The 15,743-nt window shown below is 62.8% G+C and carries 15 protein-coding genes; 8 read left to right on the top strand and 7 right to left on the bottom strand.

Features of this window, described 5'->3' with window-relative positions; all coding sequences use genetic code 11:
* Positions 1-68: 68 nt before the first annotated feature.
* On the top strand, positions 69-1,046 hold the full coding sequence (locus tag AR689_RS18165; RefSeq protein ID WP_062072376.1) for a sigma-70 family RNA polymerase sigma factor: 978 nt from the start codon (positions 69-71) through the stop codon (positions 1,044-1,046).
* Positions 1,047-1,048: 2 nt separating this feature from the next.
* Here AR689_RS18165 and pgm read toward each other — a convergent pair whose 3' ends face one another.
* Positions 1,049-2,710 (bottom strand): phosphoglucomutase (alpha-D-glucose-1,6-bisphosphate-dependent), encoded by a 1,662-nt coding sequence (gene pgm / locus AR689_RS18170; RefSeq protein WP_231745585.1) that lies wholly within the window; start codon positions 2,708-2,710, stop codon positions 1,049-1,051.
* A gap of 265 nt (positions 2,711-2,975) precedes the next feature.
* Positions 2,976-3,731 carry an SDR family NAD(P)-dependent oxidoreductase gene (locus AR689_RS18175; RefSeq protein ID WP_062072379.1) on the bottom strand — a complete coding sequence of 252 codons (756 nt, stop codon included), beginning with the start codon at positions 3,729-3,731 and terminating at the stop codon, positions 2,976-2,978.
* A gap of 218 nt (positions 3,732-3,949) precedes the next feature.
* Here AR689_RS18175 and AR689_RS18180 point away from each other — a divergent pair, with 218 nt between their 5' ends.
* A complete protein-coding gene (locus AR689_RS18180; RefSeq protein ID WP_062072381.1) occupies positions 3,950-4,630 on the top strand; it encodes a DUF4190 domain-containing protein in 681 nt (226 codons plus the stop codon).
* Between the two features lie 99 nt (positions 4,631-4,729).
* Here the strand turns inward: AR689_RS18180 and AR689_RS18185 are convergent, their stop codons facing one another.
* Genes AR689_RS18185 through AR689_RS18195 form a run of 3 tightly spaced genes read right to left on the bottom strand, consistent with a single transcriptional unit; the run spans position 4,730 to position 8,456 of the window.
* A complete protein-coding gene (locus tag AR689_RS18185; RefSeq protein ID WP_062072383.1) occupies positions 4,730-6,229 on the bottom strand; it encodes a peptide MFS transporter in 1,500 nt (499 codons plus the stop codon).
* Between the two features lie 54 nt (positions 6,230-6,283).
* Entirely contained in the window at positions 6,284-7,720 is a 1,437-nt protein-coding gene (locus AR689_RS18190) for an amidase (RefSeq protein WP_082698051.1), read from the bottom strand.
* Positions 7,713-8,456 (bottom strand): Type 1 glutamine amidotransferase-like domain-containing protein, encoded by a 744-nt coding sequence (locus AR689_RS18195; RefSeq protein WP_062072385.1) that lies wholly within the window; start codon positions 8,454-8,456, stop codon positions 7,713-7,715. Before AR689_RS18195 ends, AR689_RS18190 begins: the two co-directional genes overlap by 8 nt.
* Before the next feature lie 174 nt (positions 8,457-8,630).
* Between AR689_RS18195 and AR689_RS18200 the strand changes: the two genes are divergently transcribed.
* From AR689_RS18200 to AR689_RS18210, 3 genes are all read left to right on the top strand, one after another.
* Entirely contained in the window at positions 8,631-8,957 is a 327-nt protein-coding gene (locus AR689_RS18200) for a rhodanese-like domain-containing protein (protein ID WP_062072391.1), read from the top strand.
* 30 nt (positions 8,958-8,987) lie between these two features.
* Positions 8,988-9,920: a prephenate dehydratase gene (pheA, locus tag AR689_RS18205; protein WP_062072393.1), complete on the top strand. Its 933-nt coding sequence runs from the start codon at positions 8,988-8,990 to the stop codon at positions 9,918-9,920.
* 105 nt (positions 9,921-10,025) lie between these two features.
* Entirely contained in the window at positions 10,026-10,244 is a 219-nt protein-coding gene (locus tag AR689_RS18210) for a hypothetical protein (protein WP_062073874.1), read from the top strand.
* 9 nt (positions 10,245-10,253) lie between these two features.
* Here AR689_RS18210 and AR689_RS18215 read toward each other — a convergent pair whose 3' ends face one another.
* A complete protein-coding gene (locus tag AR689_RS18215; RefSeq protein ID WP_062072395.1) occupies positions 10,254-11,315 on the bottom strand; it encodes a diacylglycerol/lipid kinase family protein in 1,062 nt (353 codons plus the stop codon).
* A 113-nt stretch (positions 11,316-11,428) separates the two neighbouring features.
* Here AR689_RS18215 and serS point away from each other — a divergent pair, with 113 nt between their 5' ends.
* Positions 11,429-12,709 (top strand): serine--tRNA ligase, encoded by a 1,281-nt coding sequence (gene serS, locus AR689_RS18220; protein ID WP_062072396.1) that lies wholly within the window; start codon positions 11,429-11,431, stop codon positions 12,707-12,709.
* 29 nt (positions 12,710-12,738) lie between these two features.
* On the opposite strand, the gene AR689_RS18225 is transcribed toward serS, so the two are convergent.
* Entirely contained in the window at positions 12,739-13,785 is a 1,047-nt protein-coding gene (locus AR689_RS18225; protein ID WP_231745586.1) for a type IV toxin-antitoxin system AbiEi family antitoxin domain-containing protein, read from the bottom strand.
* 190 nt (positions 13,786-13,975) lie between these two features.
* On the opposite strand from AR689_RS18225, the gene AR689_RS18230 reads away from it, so the two are divergent.
* Both AR689_RS18230 and AR689_RS18235 read left to right on the top strand, forming a co-directional pair.
* A complete protein-coding gene (locus AR689_RS18230; RefSeq protein ID WP_062072398.1) occupies positions 13,976-14,821 on the top strand; it encodes a Cof-type HAD-IIB family hydrolase in 846 nt (281 codons plus the stop codon).
* Positions 14,822-14,858: 37 nt separating this feature from the next.
* A complete protein-coding gene (locus AR689_RS18235) occupies positions 14,859-15,713 on the top strand; it encodes a helix-turn-helix domain-containing protein (protein WP_062072399.1) in 855 nt (284 codons plus the stop codon).
* Positions 15,714-15,743: the final 30 nt, after the last annotated feature.

The raw sequence follows: 15,743 nt of genomic DNA on the forward strand, positions 1-15,743 counted from the left end.
GCTCCGTAGGCCTTGCCCGATGGTCTATGTGATCCACTTCCTGGGTCGTGTCCGAATCGGGGACTGGTATGGGCAACGAAGCTCCACTGGACGGCACTTCTCGCGACGAGACCATCACCAACGATGGCGACGACGTGCTGGTGGCACGCGTCCGGGCGGGGGATATAGACGCCTTTGAGGAGCTGTTTCAACGTCATCATTCGATGGCCCTGTACGTAGCTTCCAAGCAAGCCGATAACGAGGCCGACGTCGAGGACATCGTGTCCGATGCATTTACCGCTGTGCTTCAGTACTTAGTCGCAGGGAAGGGTCCTGAAACGTTCTTCCGGGCATATTTGCTGACCGCGGTGCGGAGAATCGCCTACAAGGCAAACCATGCGGGCTCCCGGACGCGGCCCACCGAGACATATCACCTGGACGGTGCGGAACACCATCATGACTCAATCCTGGCGGAGTTCGAATCCACAGCAATAGCCCAGGCTTTCACGTCCCTGCCCGAGCGCTGGCAGGCCGCTCTTTGGTACATAGACGTTGAAGAGATGAAGCCAAAAGCGGCATCGCCCATGCTCGGACTGAGCCCCAACGCGGTTTCGTCACTGGTACTTCGCGCCAGGGAAGGCCTTCGTCAGGCATATCTGCAGACCCACATCTCAGCATCCGTTGGCAAGGGATGTGAAGATTACTCTTCCCGGCTCGGTGCTTACGCCCGTAAAGGTCTCAGCACACGATGGGAGCAAAAGGTCCGGGCGCACCTGGACGGATGCCCCACGTGCACTGCCGTGCTGCTGGACCTGGATGATGTCCAATCGGCAATGCGGGCCGCCCTCTTCCCCATGATGACCGGCATTGGATTCACCCTGGCGGTTCCGTCCCTGCCTGCTCCCTCGGCTGGTGCCAGGGACCTGACCGCTTCCCGTGGTGAGCCTTCAACCTCAACGCCGATGCCCGTGATGTGGAAGATTCGAGCAGGCTCCTTGACGATCCGTGAAAATGAGTGGGACATTCACTTGGCTATGACTGCCACCGTAGTCGCAGATCGCCACTGAGGCTACGCAATAACGCCGTCTACCAGCGCCTTCGCTTCTTCCTGCACCTGAGCCAAGTGGTCCGCGCCCTTGAAGGACTCGGCGTAGATCTTGTAGACGTCCTCGGTGCCGGAAGGGCGGGCCGCGAACCAGGCGTTCTCGGTGACCACCTTCAGGCCGCCGATCGAAGCGCCGTTGCCGGGAGCCTCGGTGAGTTTGGCCGTGATCTCTTCCCCGGCAAGCGAAGTAGCGGTGACGTCGGCAGCGGACAGCTTGCCCAGCTTGGACTTCTGCTCGCGGGTAGCAGCGGCGTCAATGCGGGCGTACACGGGTGCACCGAACTGGTCAGTCAGGCCCTTGTAGAGCTGCGAAGGGGACTTGCCAGTAACGGCCGTGATCTCGGAAGCCAGCAGGGCCAGCAGGATGCCGTCCTTGTCCGTGGTCCACACACTGCCGTCGAGCTTGTTGAAAGATGCGCCGGCAGACTCTTCGCCACCGAATGCGCCCTCACCGGACAAAAGTCCGGGCACGAACCACTTGAAGCCAACCGGAACCTCAACCAGCTTGCGGCCCAGCCCGGAGGCGACGCGGTCGATGATCGAGGACGAAACCAGCGTCTTGCCCACCACGGACTCAGGGTTCCAGCCACTTCGGTTCCGGTACAGGTAGTCGATGGCGACGGCGAGGTAATGGTTCGGGTTCATGAGGCCACCGTCAGGTGTCACGATGCCGTGGCGGTCGGCGTCGGCGTCGTTACCGGTAGCGACGTCATAGGCGGCGGTGCCGTCGGCGCCAGCGGCCATGCGCTGGATCAGCGACGCCATGGCCGACGGCGACGAGCAATCCATGCGGATCTTTTCGTCCCAGTCGAGCGTCATGAAAGCCCACTGCGGATCAACCGTGGGGTTCACAACAGTGAGATTGAGCTGATGGCGCTCGCCGATTTCACCCCAGTAGTCCACAGAGGCACCACCCATGGGGTCAGCGCCGATGCGGACCCCGGCGTTGCGGATCGCATCAAGGTTCAGCACGGAGGGGAGATCGTCCACGTAGCTGCTGAGGAAATCGAACTTGCCGGTGGTGTCAGCGGCAAGGGCATCATTCAGGGGCATGCGCTTGACGCCGCGGAGGCCGTTCTCGAGCAGCTGGTTGGCGCGGTCGGCGATCCATCGGGTGGCGTCGGTGTCTGCCGGGCCGCCGTGGGGAGGGTTGTATTTGAAGCCACCATCGGCTGGCGGGTTGTGGCTGGGCGTGACCACGATGCCGTCAGCCTGGGGCGTGCCCGGCGCAGCTTCGCGGTTGTATTTGAGGATGGCGTGGCTTAGTGCCGGCGTGGGGGTGTAGCCGTGCCGGGCGTCCACCAGAACGGTGACGCCATTGGCGGCTAGTACTTCCAGAGCAGAGTTCTGCGCCGGTTCGCTGAGGGCGTGGGTGTCGCGTCCGATGAACAGCGGCCCTGTGATGCCCTGGCGGCCACGGTATTCCACAATTGCCTGCGTGATGGCCAAGATGTGCGGCTCGTTGAAGGACGCCTTCAAGCTGGATCCGCGGTGCCCGGACGTGCCAAACGCCACGCGCTGCGCAGGGTCGCCCACATCCGGAGTTACGTCGAAATACGCATCCAGCAAGGCTGTGATGTCAACAAGGTCCTGGGGAAGGGCAACTGTGCCCGCTCGGCTAGCCATGGGGTCCAGCATGCCAGACCACGGGGCCTGCTGACACGAAATGTCCGCCGATCCGGCCCCTGTGACGCCGAATGGCGTTGTTTCGTCAGGACAAAAACGGCAAAGTCAGCAAAGATTCATTCCCTGTTCAGACCACAGCAGGCGCACCCGTTCCCCCTGGGCGCACCACGTGTTCACCGGTGGCGCGCCCTTTCGCACTATTCGCTCCAGAGGTTACGGGCGCGGGCGGGGGTAGGGGTAGCGAACAACCCAGCGGGAGCGAACACTAGACAGCGGTGTAGCCGCCATCGACCAGTACGTAAGAGCCGGTCATGAAGCTGGCCTTGTCGGACAGGAGGAATGTTGTGACGTTGGCGATCTCCTCTGCAGTGCCCAGTCGGCCAAGCGGGTGCTTTGCTTCGAGGCCCCCGATGAGCTCCTTCGGCGCAGCGGCCAACAGGGGAGTATCAATGTAGCCAGGCCCAATCGCATTGACGCGAAGCCCCTGGGCGCCGTATTCAGCTGCAGCATTCTTGGTCATGCCCACTACGCCGTGCTTGGCGGCGGTGTACGCGGCGTTGCCCGGGGCGGCCACGGCGCCGTGAATGGACGCCATGTTCACAATGGCACCCTCGGATGCGCCTGCGGCAAGGATGGCCGGGACTTGGTAGCGCATTCCGTAGAGGACGCCGCTCAGGTTAATGGCGATGACGCGGTCCCAGTCTTCGATGTCGATTTCCCCAACGGGAGCGCTGGCGCCGCCGATGCCGGCGTTGTTGACGGCGTAGTTGAGCGCGCCGTAGGTCTCTACTGCAAAGTCGACTGCCTTCTTGCTGTCCTCGGCCACGGCTGTGTTGCCTTGGAACGGTACTGCCTTGCCGCCGTCGGCCGTGATCTGCCCGGCCACACGCGTGGCGGCGTCGAGGTTGACGTCTACAACAACTACGTTGACGCCGTTCTTCGCGAGGTCCTTGCTGATTGCTTCGCCGAGGCCGGAGCCCCCGCCGGTGACGAGCGCAGTTTTGCCTTCGAAGTTACCCATGATTCCTCCTTTGCGGGACAGGTCCCGCAGATTTCGTTGGTGAGCGCTGTTTAGGTCGCTATTATCGAAAACCAAGTCCGGCTCGAAAATATTCCATGCATATGCATGAATGTGACCGTCCTCGCAACGGTGGCACACACGCGGGACGCGCGCTACCTTATGTGGCGCCCCCGGCGGCGGTAGTGTTGGGACCAAAGACCACATCCAGGGGGATACCTATGTCAGACCAGCCATCCAAGGGCAACGAGGACAAGCCCGCGGGCTACGAACCGCCGCAGTACGTCCCGCCCGCACAGTTCAGCGCGCCCGAGCCAGGCACGTCCAGCCCATCCGGCGAAAGTGCACCTGAACAGGGCGCACCCCAATACGGCGCTCCGGAATACGGTGCGAACGCCACCCAGCCGCTCCCGCCCTACGAGCAGAGCACGCCGGGGCAGGGCACGCCGGGGCAGAGCCCGTACACCCAGCCGCAGGACCCGGCCGGCGCGTACACGCCTGGCGATTACAGCCAGCAACCCCCTTCGCCCTACGGCCAGCCGCCCAGCCCGTACCAGCAGCAGGCGTTCAACCAGCAGCCCTATGGCCAGCAGCCGTACGGCCAGCCGCAGTCACCCTACGGCCAGCCCGCCTACTACGCCATGCAGGCCGAGCCCAAGGGCCTGAGCATCGCCAGCATGTGCTGTGGCATCGCCGTCTACGTTGGCTTCGGGTTCTTCATCCTCCCTCAGATCGCAGCCGTGGTCCTGGGCCACCTCGCCTTGAAGCGGGAGCCCGCCGGCAAGGGAATGGCGATCGCCGGCTTGGTGATGGGCTACCTCGGCGTGGCGCTGACGCTCGTTTTGGGCATCATCTTCTTCGCCGCCATTGGCGCGTCAAGCGGCAGCCGCTACAACTACTAGGGCACGTACGACGGCGACCCTTGCGTCAGGTGGGAATCCCACCGGACGCAAGGGTCGCCGTCGTTAAGTCGTTAGAAGGAGGTCCTTCAGCCAGGAACCCTAGCGAACGCCGCCCATGAGTTTCTTGATGGCCGGGGTTGCTGCAGCCAGGCCAACGGCCAGGACCACTGCAACGCCGCCGATCCCCAGGAAGTACGGGAGTTCGTCGTCGGGGTTGTAGAGCCCGGCGAGGATGCCGGCCAGGGTGGTGCCGAGCGAGACGGACAGGAAGAACAACGCCACCATCTGGGTGTGGAATGCCTTGGGTGCGAGCTTGGTGCTCACGGAAAGGCCGATGGGGGAGAGGAACAGTTCCGCCAAGGTGAACATGAACAGGATGCCCACGAGCGCCAGCAACGGGGTCTTGCCCTCGCCAGCCAGCGGGATGAACGCCAGGAAAGCCAGGCCCATGATCAACAGGCCTGCGGAGAATTTCAACGGTGAGCTCGGCTGCTTGGAGCCCAGTTTGGTCCAGAGGGCAGCCATGACACCGGCGAAGATGATGATGAACACAGGGTTGATGGACTGGACCCAGGCTGCCGGCATTTCCCAGCCGAACAGGTTACGGTCCAGTTTCTCCTGCGAGTACACGGCGATGAACGTGAACTGCTGCTGGAACAGAGCCCAGAACCCGGCAGATGCTATGAACAAGGGGATGAAGGCCACTACTCGTTTGCGTTCCACGGCGGTGACCAAGGGGCTACGGAAGATCAGGAACAGGTAGATCACTGCGGCGCCGATCGCGGCGTAGGCCATGCTGCTGGCCAGGTTGTTGGCGTTGACCAGTCCAGTGCCGAGCAGGACGGCCACCACAATCAGGATGGCCAGGAAGATCAGGCCGTACTTGGTGCGGTCCTTGGCCGGGAGCGGGTTGGGAACGCGGTGTGCTTCATCCGGGAGGCGTTTGCGGCCCAAGGAGTAGATGACCAGGCCGATCGCCATACCCACCGCTGCAGCGCCGAAGCCGATGTGGAAGCCGTAACTCGTCTGCAGCCAACCGGTAACCAGAGGGCCGATGAGGCCGCCCAGGTTGATGCCCATGTAGAAAATGGAGAAGCCGGCGTCGCGGCGCTCGTCCTTCTCGCCATACAGGCTGCCCACCAACGCCGTGGCGTTGGCTTTCAGGCCGCCGGAGCCAATTCCCACCAACACCAGGCCTGCGATCAGGCCTGGAATACCCGGAAGGAGGGCCAGCGCGATGTGGCCGGCCATGATCATGATGGCCGAACCGAACAGAACCTTTTCGGAGCCGAAGAGACGGTCGGCGAGCCAGGCGCCGAGGATCGTCGACAGGTAAACGCCACCACCGTACGCGCCCACCAAACCAGCAGCGAGCCCCTGGTCGATGGAAAGCCCGCCCTGCTCGGCGGTGAAGTACATGTAGTAGAGCAGGATTCCCTGCATGCCGTAGAAGGAGAATCGCTCCCACATTTCCACGGAGAAGAGGCTGGCCAACATCTTTGGGTGGCCGAAGAATGACGTATCGCCCGCTGGCTGTGCGGACTCAGCCGTGGTTTGAGGTGTGCTCATTTTCTCAATGCTGGCACTGACTGCGGGCATTGTCACATCGATGAATGCCCGGGGCAACCACTTTCCATATGTTAGACGCGGGTCCTAGTGGGTCTCGAGGACTGCAGCGAGCTGCAGAAGCAGCAGTTCCGATCCGGGCCTGCCAATCAGCTGAATCCCCATGGGCAACCCCGCAGCAGTGGTGTGCACCGGAACGCTGATGGCCGGGAGCCCGCACACGTTCACCATGGAGGACCATGGCGCATACTCGCACTGCCTTTTGTAGTCCTCGTCAGCATCGCCGGCCCACTCGCTCGGCCACGGCTCGCCGCTGTGCCCGCCACCCGTGAACCACCCGACCGGGCGCGGTGTCTGAGCCAGGGTAGGCATGAGGATCAGGTCCCACTCCGCGTACTGCGCCACGGTATCGTGCTCGAACTGCCGCAGGAATCTCAGAGCCTCGTCAACCTTCCGGGCGCTCCGCTGTTGCGCCCGACGCCGGAAGGTACGGGTCAACGGTGTCAGCAAGGCCTCGCGCTGGGGTGCTATCCGGGCACTCCCGACGCCGGCAGTCCAGGCTGTCGTGAAGGAGTCGGGATAGCGGTTGTCATACCGGATGTCGGCTTCGCTGATGTTATGGCCAGCCTTCTCAAGCAACTTCGTGCCCAGCATGAGGGCATCCATCGCTTCCGGCTCGATCTCAAACGGATACACGCCAGCCCAGGGGCTGTCCAAACTCACGCCGATTCTCAGGGGTTCCGGCGCCAACCCCACGTTGGCGAGGTATCCGCCGTCGGGCGCTTGATCCCGGGGGACCAGCGCGTCCATCAGCAGTGCCGCGTCTGCCGCGGTCCGGGCGAGCGGCCCGGCGACCACCAACTTGGCGGTATCGCCAGCGCTCGCGCCCGATGCCACCAGGCCCCGTCCCGGCTTCAACCCCACCAGCCCGCAAGCGCCTGCCGGAATGCGGATGGAACCGCCGCCGTCGGTTCCCGGCGCGAACGGAACCAGTCCCGCAGCCACGGCAGCGGCGCTACCGCCCGAGGACCCGCCGGAGCTGCGTCCCAAAGCGTGCGGATTGCGCGACGGCGGTGCCACGCGGTTTTCGCTGTAGGCGGTGAGTCCAAATTCCGGAACCTGGGTCTTGCCCAGTGAGATAACACCCTGACCCTTCAGGGTTGCCGCGAGGGCACCGTCTTCCGGCGCCGGTTTGTGCTCGAGCGCTGCGCTGCCGTGCGTGGTGGGAACTCCGGCCACATCGGTGAGGTCCTTGAACGCGAGGGGCATGCCGTGGAGGGCGGGGATGTCTTCGCGGCGTCCCTCCCGGGCCAGCCTTGCGTGCAGCGCGTCTGCAGCCTCGGCGTCTTTGAGTGCCTGTTCGGCTGTGACGGTGACGAAAGCGCCCAATTGCTTGTTCCGCGATTCGATCTCCCGCAGGAAATGCTCCGCGGACTCGCGGGCAGAGAGTTCCCCCGCAGCCAAGGCGTCGCGGAGCTCAACAGCGGTCAATCGTGACACGTCATGCAGGTAAGGATCAGCCAAGGAAACGTGGCTCCAACCGTTCCTCCACAGCAACAGCGTCCACGCTCTCACCAGCGCCGGCGGTCACCCGGAAGGCGGCCTTGTTCTTCACCTCGGACACCACCTCCACCAGTTCCGTTCCCCGGTAAACCAGCCCGACGCCGTCGTCCGTGCAGTGGGTCTCGCCGAGCGTGCCGTTGGCCACCAGCTTGTGGATGGCCGGCGCGCGCCGCAGTTCGGAGTCGTAGTGCACACCGTTGGCGTAGGGGAGGAAACCGAGTGCATTGGTGACAGGCTTGAGTTCCGGACCAAAGGAATCGGTCACACCACCCTGGTACCAACAAATGGAGCCCGCTGAGACGCCGGCCAGCACCACTCCGCGTTCCCACGCCTTCCGCAGGACTCCGTCCAGTCCGTGTGCCCGCCACACGGCCAGCAAATTCACCACAGAACCGCCGTTCACCCAGATAACGTCCTGCGCCAGGAGATGCGCCTCCGGGTCCTCGACGTTAGGCATGGTGAAGAGATTCAGATGACTGAAATCGAACCCTGCAATGCGCGCTGCCTGGTCCATTTCCGCAGCCCACCAACGCTGATCACCGGATGCGGTGCCGATGTGTGTCACCCGGGGTGCGCGGCCGGAAGCGCCGGACAGTTCCACTGCGTAATGCATCAGGTGATTGAACTCAATCCTGGTCCGCTCGCCCGGCTTGTAGCCGCCGGATGTCGCCAGAATTGTTGCTTGCCCAGTGGTCATGCGGGCACTCCTAACGGGCCGTTGATGGGGATGCGTTTCCGTCCCAGTCTTAACGTCCGCGCGCCGGGAAGCAAGGGCGGGGGTTGCCTCGACGTTCCGGTGGCCCGTGAAGTTACGGTGTCGCGCCTCGGGGACTAGGCTGGATGCTGGACTTATTCGATGGAAGGGAACGCCATGAGCGACTTCGAAACTGTACCCGTGGGCGACATTCCGGCAGACGCCAGCATCCTGGATGTCCGCGAAGACTACGAGTGGGTGGCCGGTCACGCCGAAGGTGCGCGCCACATCCCCATGGACCAGCTGCCGGCTCGCCTGGACGAGCTCGATCCGGATGATGACCTCTTTGTCATCTGCCGCACCGGAGGCCGGTCATTCCGTGCCGTCCAGTGGCTGGTGGGGCAGGGCTACTCCGCCGTGAACGTTGCCGGTGGCATGGATATGTGGTTCGAGACCGGGAAGCCCATGGTGTCGGACAACGGGCTCAAGCCGGTTGTTCTCTAACCCGCGTATATAACCAGCAAGGAATATTGAATGCCGGCAGTCACCTACACCTTCCTCGGCCCCGAAGGCACCTTCACAGAGGCCGCCCTCCTGCAGGTCCCGGGGGCTGGTGACGCCACTCGCATTCCGTGCACCAACGTCAACACCGCGCTGGACCGGGTCCGGGCCGGCCAAGCTGACGCGGCCATGGTGCCCATAGAGAACTCGGTGGAGGGCGGGGTTACTGCCACCCTGGACGCCATAGCCACAGGACAGGAACTCCGGATTATTCGTGAGGCCCTTGTTCCCATCACCTTCGTGCTCGTGGCGAGGCCCGGCGTCGAGCTTTCCGGGATCAAGCGGATCTCGACGCACGGCCATGCGTGGGCGCAATGCCGCCTGTGGGTGGACGAGCACCTCCCGGACGCCGACTACGTTCCGGGCTCCTCGACGGCGGCGTCCGCCATGGGCCTGCTGGAAGACGACGCTCCCTATGATGCGGCCATTTGTGCCCCCTTGGTTGCTGCGGGACAACCCGGCCTCAACGTCCTCGCCGAAGACATCGGCGACAACCCTGACGCGGTCACCCGGTTCATCCTGGTGAGCAAGCCCGGCCTCCTTCCGGAACGAACGGGTGCGGACAAGACCACCGTGGTGGTCCCGCTCCCTGAGGACCACCCGGGAGCGCTCATGGAAATCCTGGACCAATTCGCGTCCCGCGGCGTGAACCTGAGCCGCATCGAATCACGGCCCACCGGACAATATTTGGGCCACTACTTCTTCAGCATTGACGCCGACGGCCACGCCACTGATTCGCGGGTGGCTGACGCGCTTGCAGGCTTGCACCGGATCAGTCCGGCAACCCGGTTCCTGGGCTCCTACGCCCGCGCGGACAAGCAGCCGGCAGTGGTGGCACCTCACACCTCGGATGCGGCTTTTGCTTCGGCGCATGCGTGGGTTGACTCGATCGTGAAGGGCTCATAGCCGCTATCCACAGGGCGCAATCGTTGCCCTTTCGCAAGGATGCTTCTGTGCGTATGCTTGCCTGATCCATAAACGATGGATGAATGCCAAATGAAGGGAGCGGTCATGACTGTCCACAGCGATGACAAAGACGGCCAGGGCATGATCGTCAATCCCAAGCCTTCAAGTGACAATGAAGCTGACTGGGACGGCGATGAAGCTGATCGTGCGGATCGCCTGCGTTTTGAAGAAGAACAAGCCATGATCAAGGAGCAATCCGAGGCCCGGGCTGCTGCCAAAGCCGCGGCGGAAGAAGCCGGGAAGAACGCGGCCCCACCCGAATAAGGGCGCTGTCTAGAGGGTCTTTGCTTTCGGCACGCGCACCAGCAAGGACCCTGGCTCCACCTGAACAGTGACAGTGGTCGCCTCGCCTGAGGGGTCGCCGTCGAGCTGGGTAGCCATGGGTTCCTGGCTGCGGATGGTGACTTTCCCGGAACGGTAGAAGCTCATCATCGGCAGGTTCGCATTGTGCTTGAACAGAACCTTTGTGTACATGGCGAGCCAGCCGAAAGCGCTGCGCGGGCTCATCACCACAATGTCCAGCATTCCGTCGTCGATCATGGCCTGTGGGATGAAGTCGATCCCGCCGGGAATCAGGCCACAGTTGGCGAACAGTACGCTGCGGATTTTCCGTGCCTGCTCGGGCTGGTCATCCATGGTGATGGTGACGCGTTTGCGGCGGCCAGGAAGGTGCCGGACGCCGGCCTCCGTGTAGGCGAGCCAGCCAACGCTTTTCTTGAGATCTTCCTTGGTATCGCCCACAACTTCGGCGTCCAAGCCCATGCCGGCAATCACCAGGAAGGTGTGTTTGGCGGACTCGCCCGTGATCTCGTTGTCGATCCCCATGGTTGCGGTGTCGATAAAACGCTGGTGGCCGAACAGCGCCACCTGGATGCACTCCGCAAGGTCGGTAACGTCCAGATCCACGTTGCGCGCCAGCAGGTTCCCGGTGCCCAGCGGGACGAGGCCCATGGCCACGTTCTTGTGCGCCAGGCACTCAGCCACAACGCGCACTGTACCGTCGCCGCCGCACGCCAGTACGACGTCGGCGCCGTACGCCAGCGCTTGGCGCGACTGCCCGTAGCCGGGGTCATCCACGGTGGTTTCAAAGAATTTCGGCGCGTCCCATCCGGCGAGATCGCAGGCGTCGATGATGGCTTGGCGGGCCTCTTCGGCGTTGTTTTTCACCGGGTTGAGAATGACCGCCACGCGCTGGTCCCCGGGGCCGGGCTTGTGTGAGTCCTCCCGGACTGCGCTCCTGATGTGGCGGGCTTTCAATCGGCGCACACCCCACCAACTGGAGACGGCAAACGCCACGCCCCCAGCGAGAATCAGGTACAGGATCCAGTCGCTCATGGTGCTCCAACACTATCCTCCCGGGCAGTCCCCTCTTTGCCGCGCGCCCGGGGCGGACGGACGTTGCCCGCTATGGGCCGGAAATCCGCGCCAGATTCGAATACTCTTGTCTGGTGATCGACGTAAAAGACCTCAGCGAAAATCCGGACAAGTTCCGTGCCAGCCAGCGCGCCCGTGGCGCCGACGAGTCCGTTGTGGACGCGATCATCTCCGCTGACTCTTCCCGTCGTGCCGCGCTGATCCGTCACGAAACCCTCCGCGCCGAGCAGAACGCTTTCGGCAAGAAGGTGGCGCAGGCCAAGGGCGAGGAAAAGCAGGCCCTGCTGGCAGAGGTCAAGGAACTGGCCAACTCGGTCAAGGCTGCGTCTGCTGAAGCCGCAGCTGCCCAGGCCAAGCAGGAGGAACTGCTCCGCGTCATCCCCAACCTGGTGGTGGATGGTGTTCCCGAGGGCGGCGAAGATGACTACGTTGTGGTCAAAACCGTGGGTACTCCGCGCGAATTCACCGACTTTGAGCCCAAGGATCACCTTGAAATCGGTGAACTGATCGGCGCGATTGACATGGAACGCGGCGCCAAGGTGTCCGGTTCACGTTTCTACTTCCTCCGCGGTGTTGGTGCCCGGTTGGAAATGGCGTTGCTGCAGATGGCCATGGAACAGGCCATCGATGCTGGTTTCATCCCCATGATCACCCCCACTTTGGTGCGCCCCGAGACCATGCAGGGCACCGGTTTTGATGTAAAGCACGACGCCGAGATCTACCGTCTCGCCGAAGACGACCTTTACTTGGTGGGAACCTCGGAGGTGGCCCTCGCCGGCTACCACGCAGATGAGATCCTGGACCTCTCTGCCGGCCCCATTCGCTACGCGGGCCAGAGCTCCTGTTACCGCCGCGAGGCCGGATCCCACGGCAAGGACACCCGCGGCATCATCCGCGTGCACCAGTTCAACAAGGTGGAGATGTTCATCTACACCACCGTTGAGGAAGCAGCTGCCGAGCATGAGCGCCTGCTGGCTTGGGAAGAGGAAATGCTGGCCAAGTGCGAGCTTCCCTACCGCGTGATCGACACTGCTGCCGGCGACCTCGGCATGTCCGCGGCCCGCAAGTTCGACTGCGAAGCCTGGGTTCCCACCCAGAACGCCTACCGCGAGCTCACCTCGACGTCCAACTGCACCACGTTCCAGGCACGCCGCCTCAATATCCGCGAACGCGCGGTCAATGACGAAGGTGTTGCCAAGGGAACCCGTGCCGTTGCCACGCTGAACGGTACCCTGGCCACCACTCGCTGGATTGTTGCCATCCTTGAGCACCACCAGAACCCGGATGGCTCCGTCAACGTTCCCAAGGCGCTGCAGAAGTACCTTGGTGGACTTGAGGTTCTACCGGTTCTCTAGTTTTCACTTGTCACCCCTAGACGGACAATTCACCCCCGCGTGCGCCGGTGAATTGTCCGTTTGGGGGTGACCTTTACCGGAGTAAGCCCGGCCGCGAGGAGTTTTGCCGTGAGCTGGGCTGGATTGTTGGCTGTAGCCCAGTCCCAGCGCACCACCGTGAACCCAAGAGCACGCAACCGGTCCTCACGTTTCTTCTCGGCGAGGACCGCTTCCCGGGCGCTCTGTCCACCCAGATATTCATCCCTCAAGTACTTTGCATCGCCGTCGAACTCTCCGATGACTCCTTGGTCCCGCCAAAAGAAGTCCGTACGGGCAACAAACCCCATGGCATCGCGGAACTCGCACTGCAACTCCGGAGCAGGGAAGCTCAGAAGGTGCATCTGGGCACGGCTCAGCGACTCCCCCGCAGAGCCGGAGTTCTCGTCCGCGAAGCTCAGAATATGCTCTACGCGTTGTCTCTTGGCCTCGGAAGGCAGGCCCTCGGCTGCCTCGCTAAGGACCGCTTTGCTCATGAAAAGCGATGGATACCTTGCTGCACTGATCGCGTGATCGGCTAAGGTGACGCCCTTGGTGAACGGACCCCTGGCGAGGACGTCCACGGCCGTTCGCGCCAATCCCGTCAACCGCAACCCGCGCAGGTACACGGTGTCGGTTGAATAGTAGTGCCGATAGACACCATAAGCCCGAATCCGTTCAAGCCCGGTGGGGCCAGTTGGTCCAACGTTCGCTGCCTTGGTGCTCGGCTTTCGAGCGCCGGCATGCCCGCGCGAGGCGGTGGCGAGGTGGATGTGCGAGGGCACGCCGACCATCTGCAGTCCCCAGAGCAACGCGGCTGTTTCGAAGCAAAACTCCGCGGCGGGGTTCTCCGCTGCCACGGCCCGTGCTGTTGCGGCGTATCGATCCCAGGGTTTGAGCCCCAGCCAATGCTCCTTGTCCACGTATACACCCTGGCGTACCCGGACAAGTTCGCCTGTCTTGTACCGTCTGCTGAGCTGCCGTGATGCCCCGGTTTCCAGCCGGTGCCGGGCAGCCACTATGAATTCGTTCTGGTAGTCCATGAACCACTGTTGCTGCATAGGGATTCACGTGACTGCTGATCAGTAGGGCTATGTGGAAATGGGTTCGGTTGTTCACCGCTATGTGGACAATTCACCGGCGGATGCGGGGGTGAAATGTCCGGGACGGGGTGAGATTTCACCGTCCGTTAATCCGCAGCTGTGGCGCCGGTCCTAGTTCAGTGTCCGAGGTGTCTGCTCTACTGTAAGTATGACTATTTTGACTGATACTCCAGTTGCTGGCATCGATGACCAGCCAAATAACAACAACAAGCTCATGATCGCCTTGGACGTGGACGGCACCCTTGTGGACCACGATGGCCACATGTCCCCGGCTGTTCGCTCCGCTGCGCAGGCGGTGGTAACCGAGGGCCACGACGTCATGATTGCCACGGGCCGCTCGCTCAACGCGACCCTTCCCATCATCCAGCAGATCGGTCTGGAGCGAGGCTACGCGGTGTGCTGCAACGGCGGCGTGACCCTCCGCCTGGATCCCTCGTTGGATAAGGGCTTCGAGATCATCCACAAGGCAACTTTTGATCCCGCGCCTGCTCTGAAGGCCCTGCGCGAACGGCTGCCCAACGCAAAGTACGCGCTGGAAGATGAGGACGGTAATTTCCTCTCCACGGAGCGTTTTCAGGACGCCAGTTTTGGGGTGGAGTCCATTGGCGTCGACTTCCAGACCATGCTGGATGCCACGGCAGTCCGCGTAGTGGTCTTCAGCAGCGAGAATACTTCGGACGAGTTCAACGAGGCCATCAGGCACATCGGACTTTCCGGCGTGACGTACTCGGTGGGGTGGACGGCCTGGCTGGACATCGCAGCTGAGGGCGTCACCAAGGCAAGCGCATTGGAGGTCCTGCGCCACAAGCTCGGTACGGAGCAAGCCAACACGGTTGCCGTTGGCGATGGCCGCAACGACATCGAGATGCTCACCTGGGCTGGCCGGGGCGTTGCCATGGGCCAGGCTCCCGATGAAGTCATCGCCGTTGCGGATGAGGTCACCGCCTCAGTGCTCGACGACGGCGCGGCGCACGTCTTGCGCAGCCTGCTGTAACAGCCACTCATCTGAGCGGGCTGCCTAGACTGGGCCTGTGTTCTACCAAGAGAGCCCGCCACCGCCAGGGCTGCAGCCGTTCGTCACTCAGTTGTGGTTTGTCCGCGCTGAGCCGCGCGCAAGGTACGAGAAGATCCTCCCCGGACCTTCGGCGCATCTGATCCTCAATCTGTCTGACCCTTATCGGTTGATCAACCCTCCTGATGCCGGTGCAGCTGCGGCCTCGTCGGAAGCCAACTCAACCGAAGTGTCCACGGGTTTCTATGCGGGCCTTCAGCGCAGTTACCTGATCAGCGAAAACCCGGACCAGCTCTTCAACGTTGGTGCCCGCCTGACTCCCTTTGGCTTGGCGGCGTTCACCAGCCAACCGCCGTCGTTGTTTCAGAACCGTGTGGTGGACGCCGAAAGTGTGTTCCCAGGCTTTCAAGACTTGCGCCAGAGCCTGGCGAACGCACAACCTGAACAGGCTTTCACGGCCCTGAGCACCTTCCTGCAGCAAAGGCTCAGGCCGGGTTACCAGACAGACCCCCGGACGGAAAAAGCGACAGAAATCCTGGCCCGGGATGATGTGGAAATCAGCGTACTGGCCGCAGATCTGGGAATCAGTACGTCCACACTGGAGCGGATCATGATGCGGGACTGTGGAGCCACGGCCAAGGCGTATTCGGATGTCTGCCGCTTCAACAGGATGGTGAACCAAGCGGCGGCCCTGCCGAAGGGCTCCGTCCCGGGCCGCGAACTTCTTCAGCTGGCCGACTACTACGACCAGCCACATCTGATCAGGTCGTTCAAGCGCTTCAGCGGTTTCACCCCGACGGAGTACCTGCGCGTGGTTCAGAGCTATGGCGCGGAGTACGCCACGTTCGTACCGGTGGACGAAGTCATCGGATAACCTGCGGGTTTTTTACAAGACTGCGCCCGA

Source organism: Arthrobacter sp. EpRS71 (genome assembly GCF_001512285.1).
GTDB lineage: Bacteria > Actinomycetota > Actinomycetes > Actinomycetales > Micrococcaceae > Arthrobacter.

Coding starts and splice junctions, on each gene's coding strand:
- AR689_RS18165 (WP_062072376.1), top strand. CDS start 69: ATGGGCAACGAAGCTCCACTGGACGGCACTTCTCGCGACGAGACCATC.
- pgm (WP_231745585.1), bottom strand. CDS start 2,710: ATGGCTAGCCGAGCGGGCACAGTTGCCCTTCCCCAGGACCTTGTTGAC.
- AR689_RS18175 (WP_062072379.1), bottom strand. CDS start 3,731: ATGGGTAACTTCGAAGGCAAAACTGCGCTCGTCACCGGCGGGGGCTCC.
- AR689_RS18180 (WP_062072381.1), top strand. CDS start 3,950: ATGTCAGACCAGCCATCCAAGGGCAACGAGGACAAGCCCGCGGGCTAC.
- AR689_RS18185 (WP_062072383.1), bottom strand. CDS start 6,229: ATGCCCGCAGTCAGTGCCAGCATTGAGAAAATGAGCACACCTCAAACC.
- AR689_RS18195 (WP_062072385.1), bottom strand. CDS start 8,456: ATGACCACTGGGCAAGCAACAATTCTGGCGACATCCGGCGGCTACAAG.
- AR689_RS18200 (WP_062072391.1), top strand. CDS start 8,631: ATGAGCGACTTCGAAACTGTACCCGTGGGCGACATTCCGGCAGACGCC.
- pheA (WP_062072393.1), top strand. CDS start 8,988: ATGCCGGCAGTCACCTACACCTTCCTCGGCCCCGAAGGCACCTTCACA.
- AR689_RS18210 (WP_062073874.1), top strand. CDS start 10,026: ATGACTGTCCACAGCGATGACAAAGACGGCCAGGGCATGATCGTCAAT.
- AR689_RS18215 (WP_062072395.1), bottom strand. CDS start 11,315: ATGAGCGACTGGATCCTGTACCTGATTCTCGCTGGGGGCGTGGCGTTT.
- AR689_RS18225 (WP_231745586.1), bottom strand. CDS start 13,785: ATGCAGCAACAGTGGTTCATGGACTACCAGAACGAATTCATAGTGGCT.
- AR689_RS18230 (WP_062072398.1), top strand. CDS start 13,976: ATGACTATTTTGACTGATACTCCAGTTGCTGGCATCGATGACCAGCCA.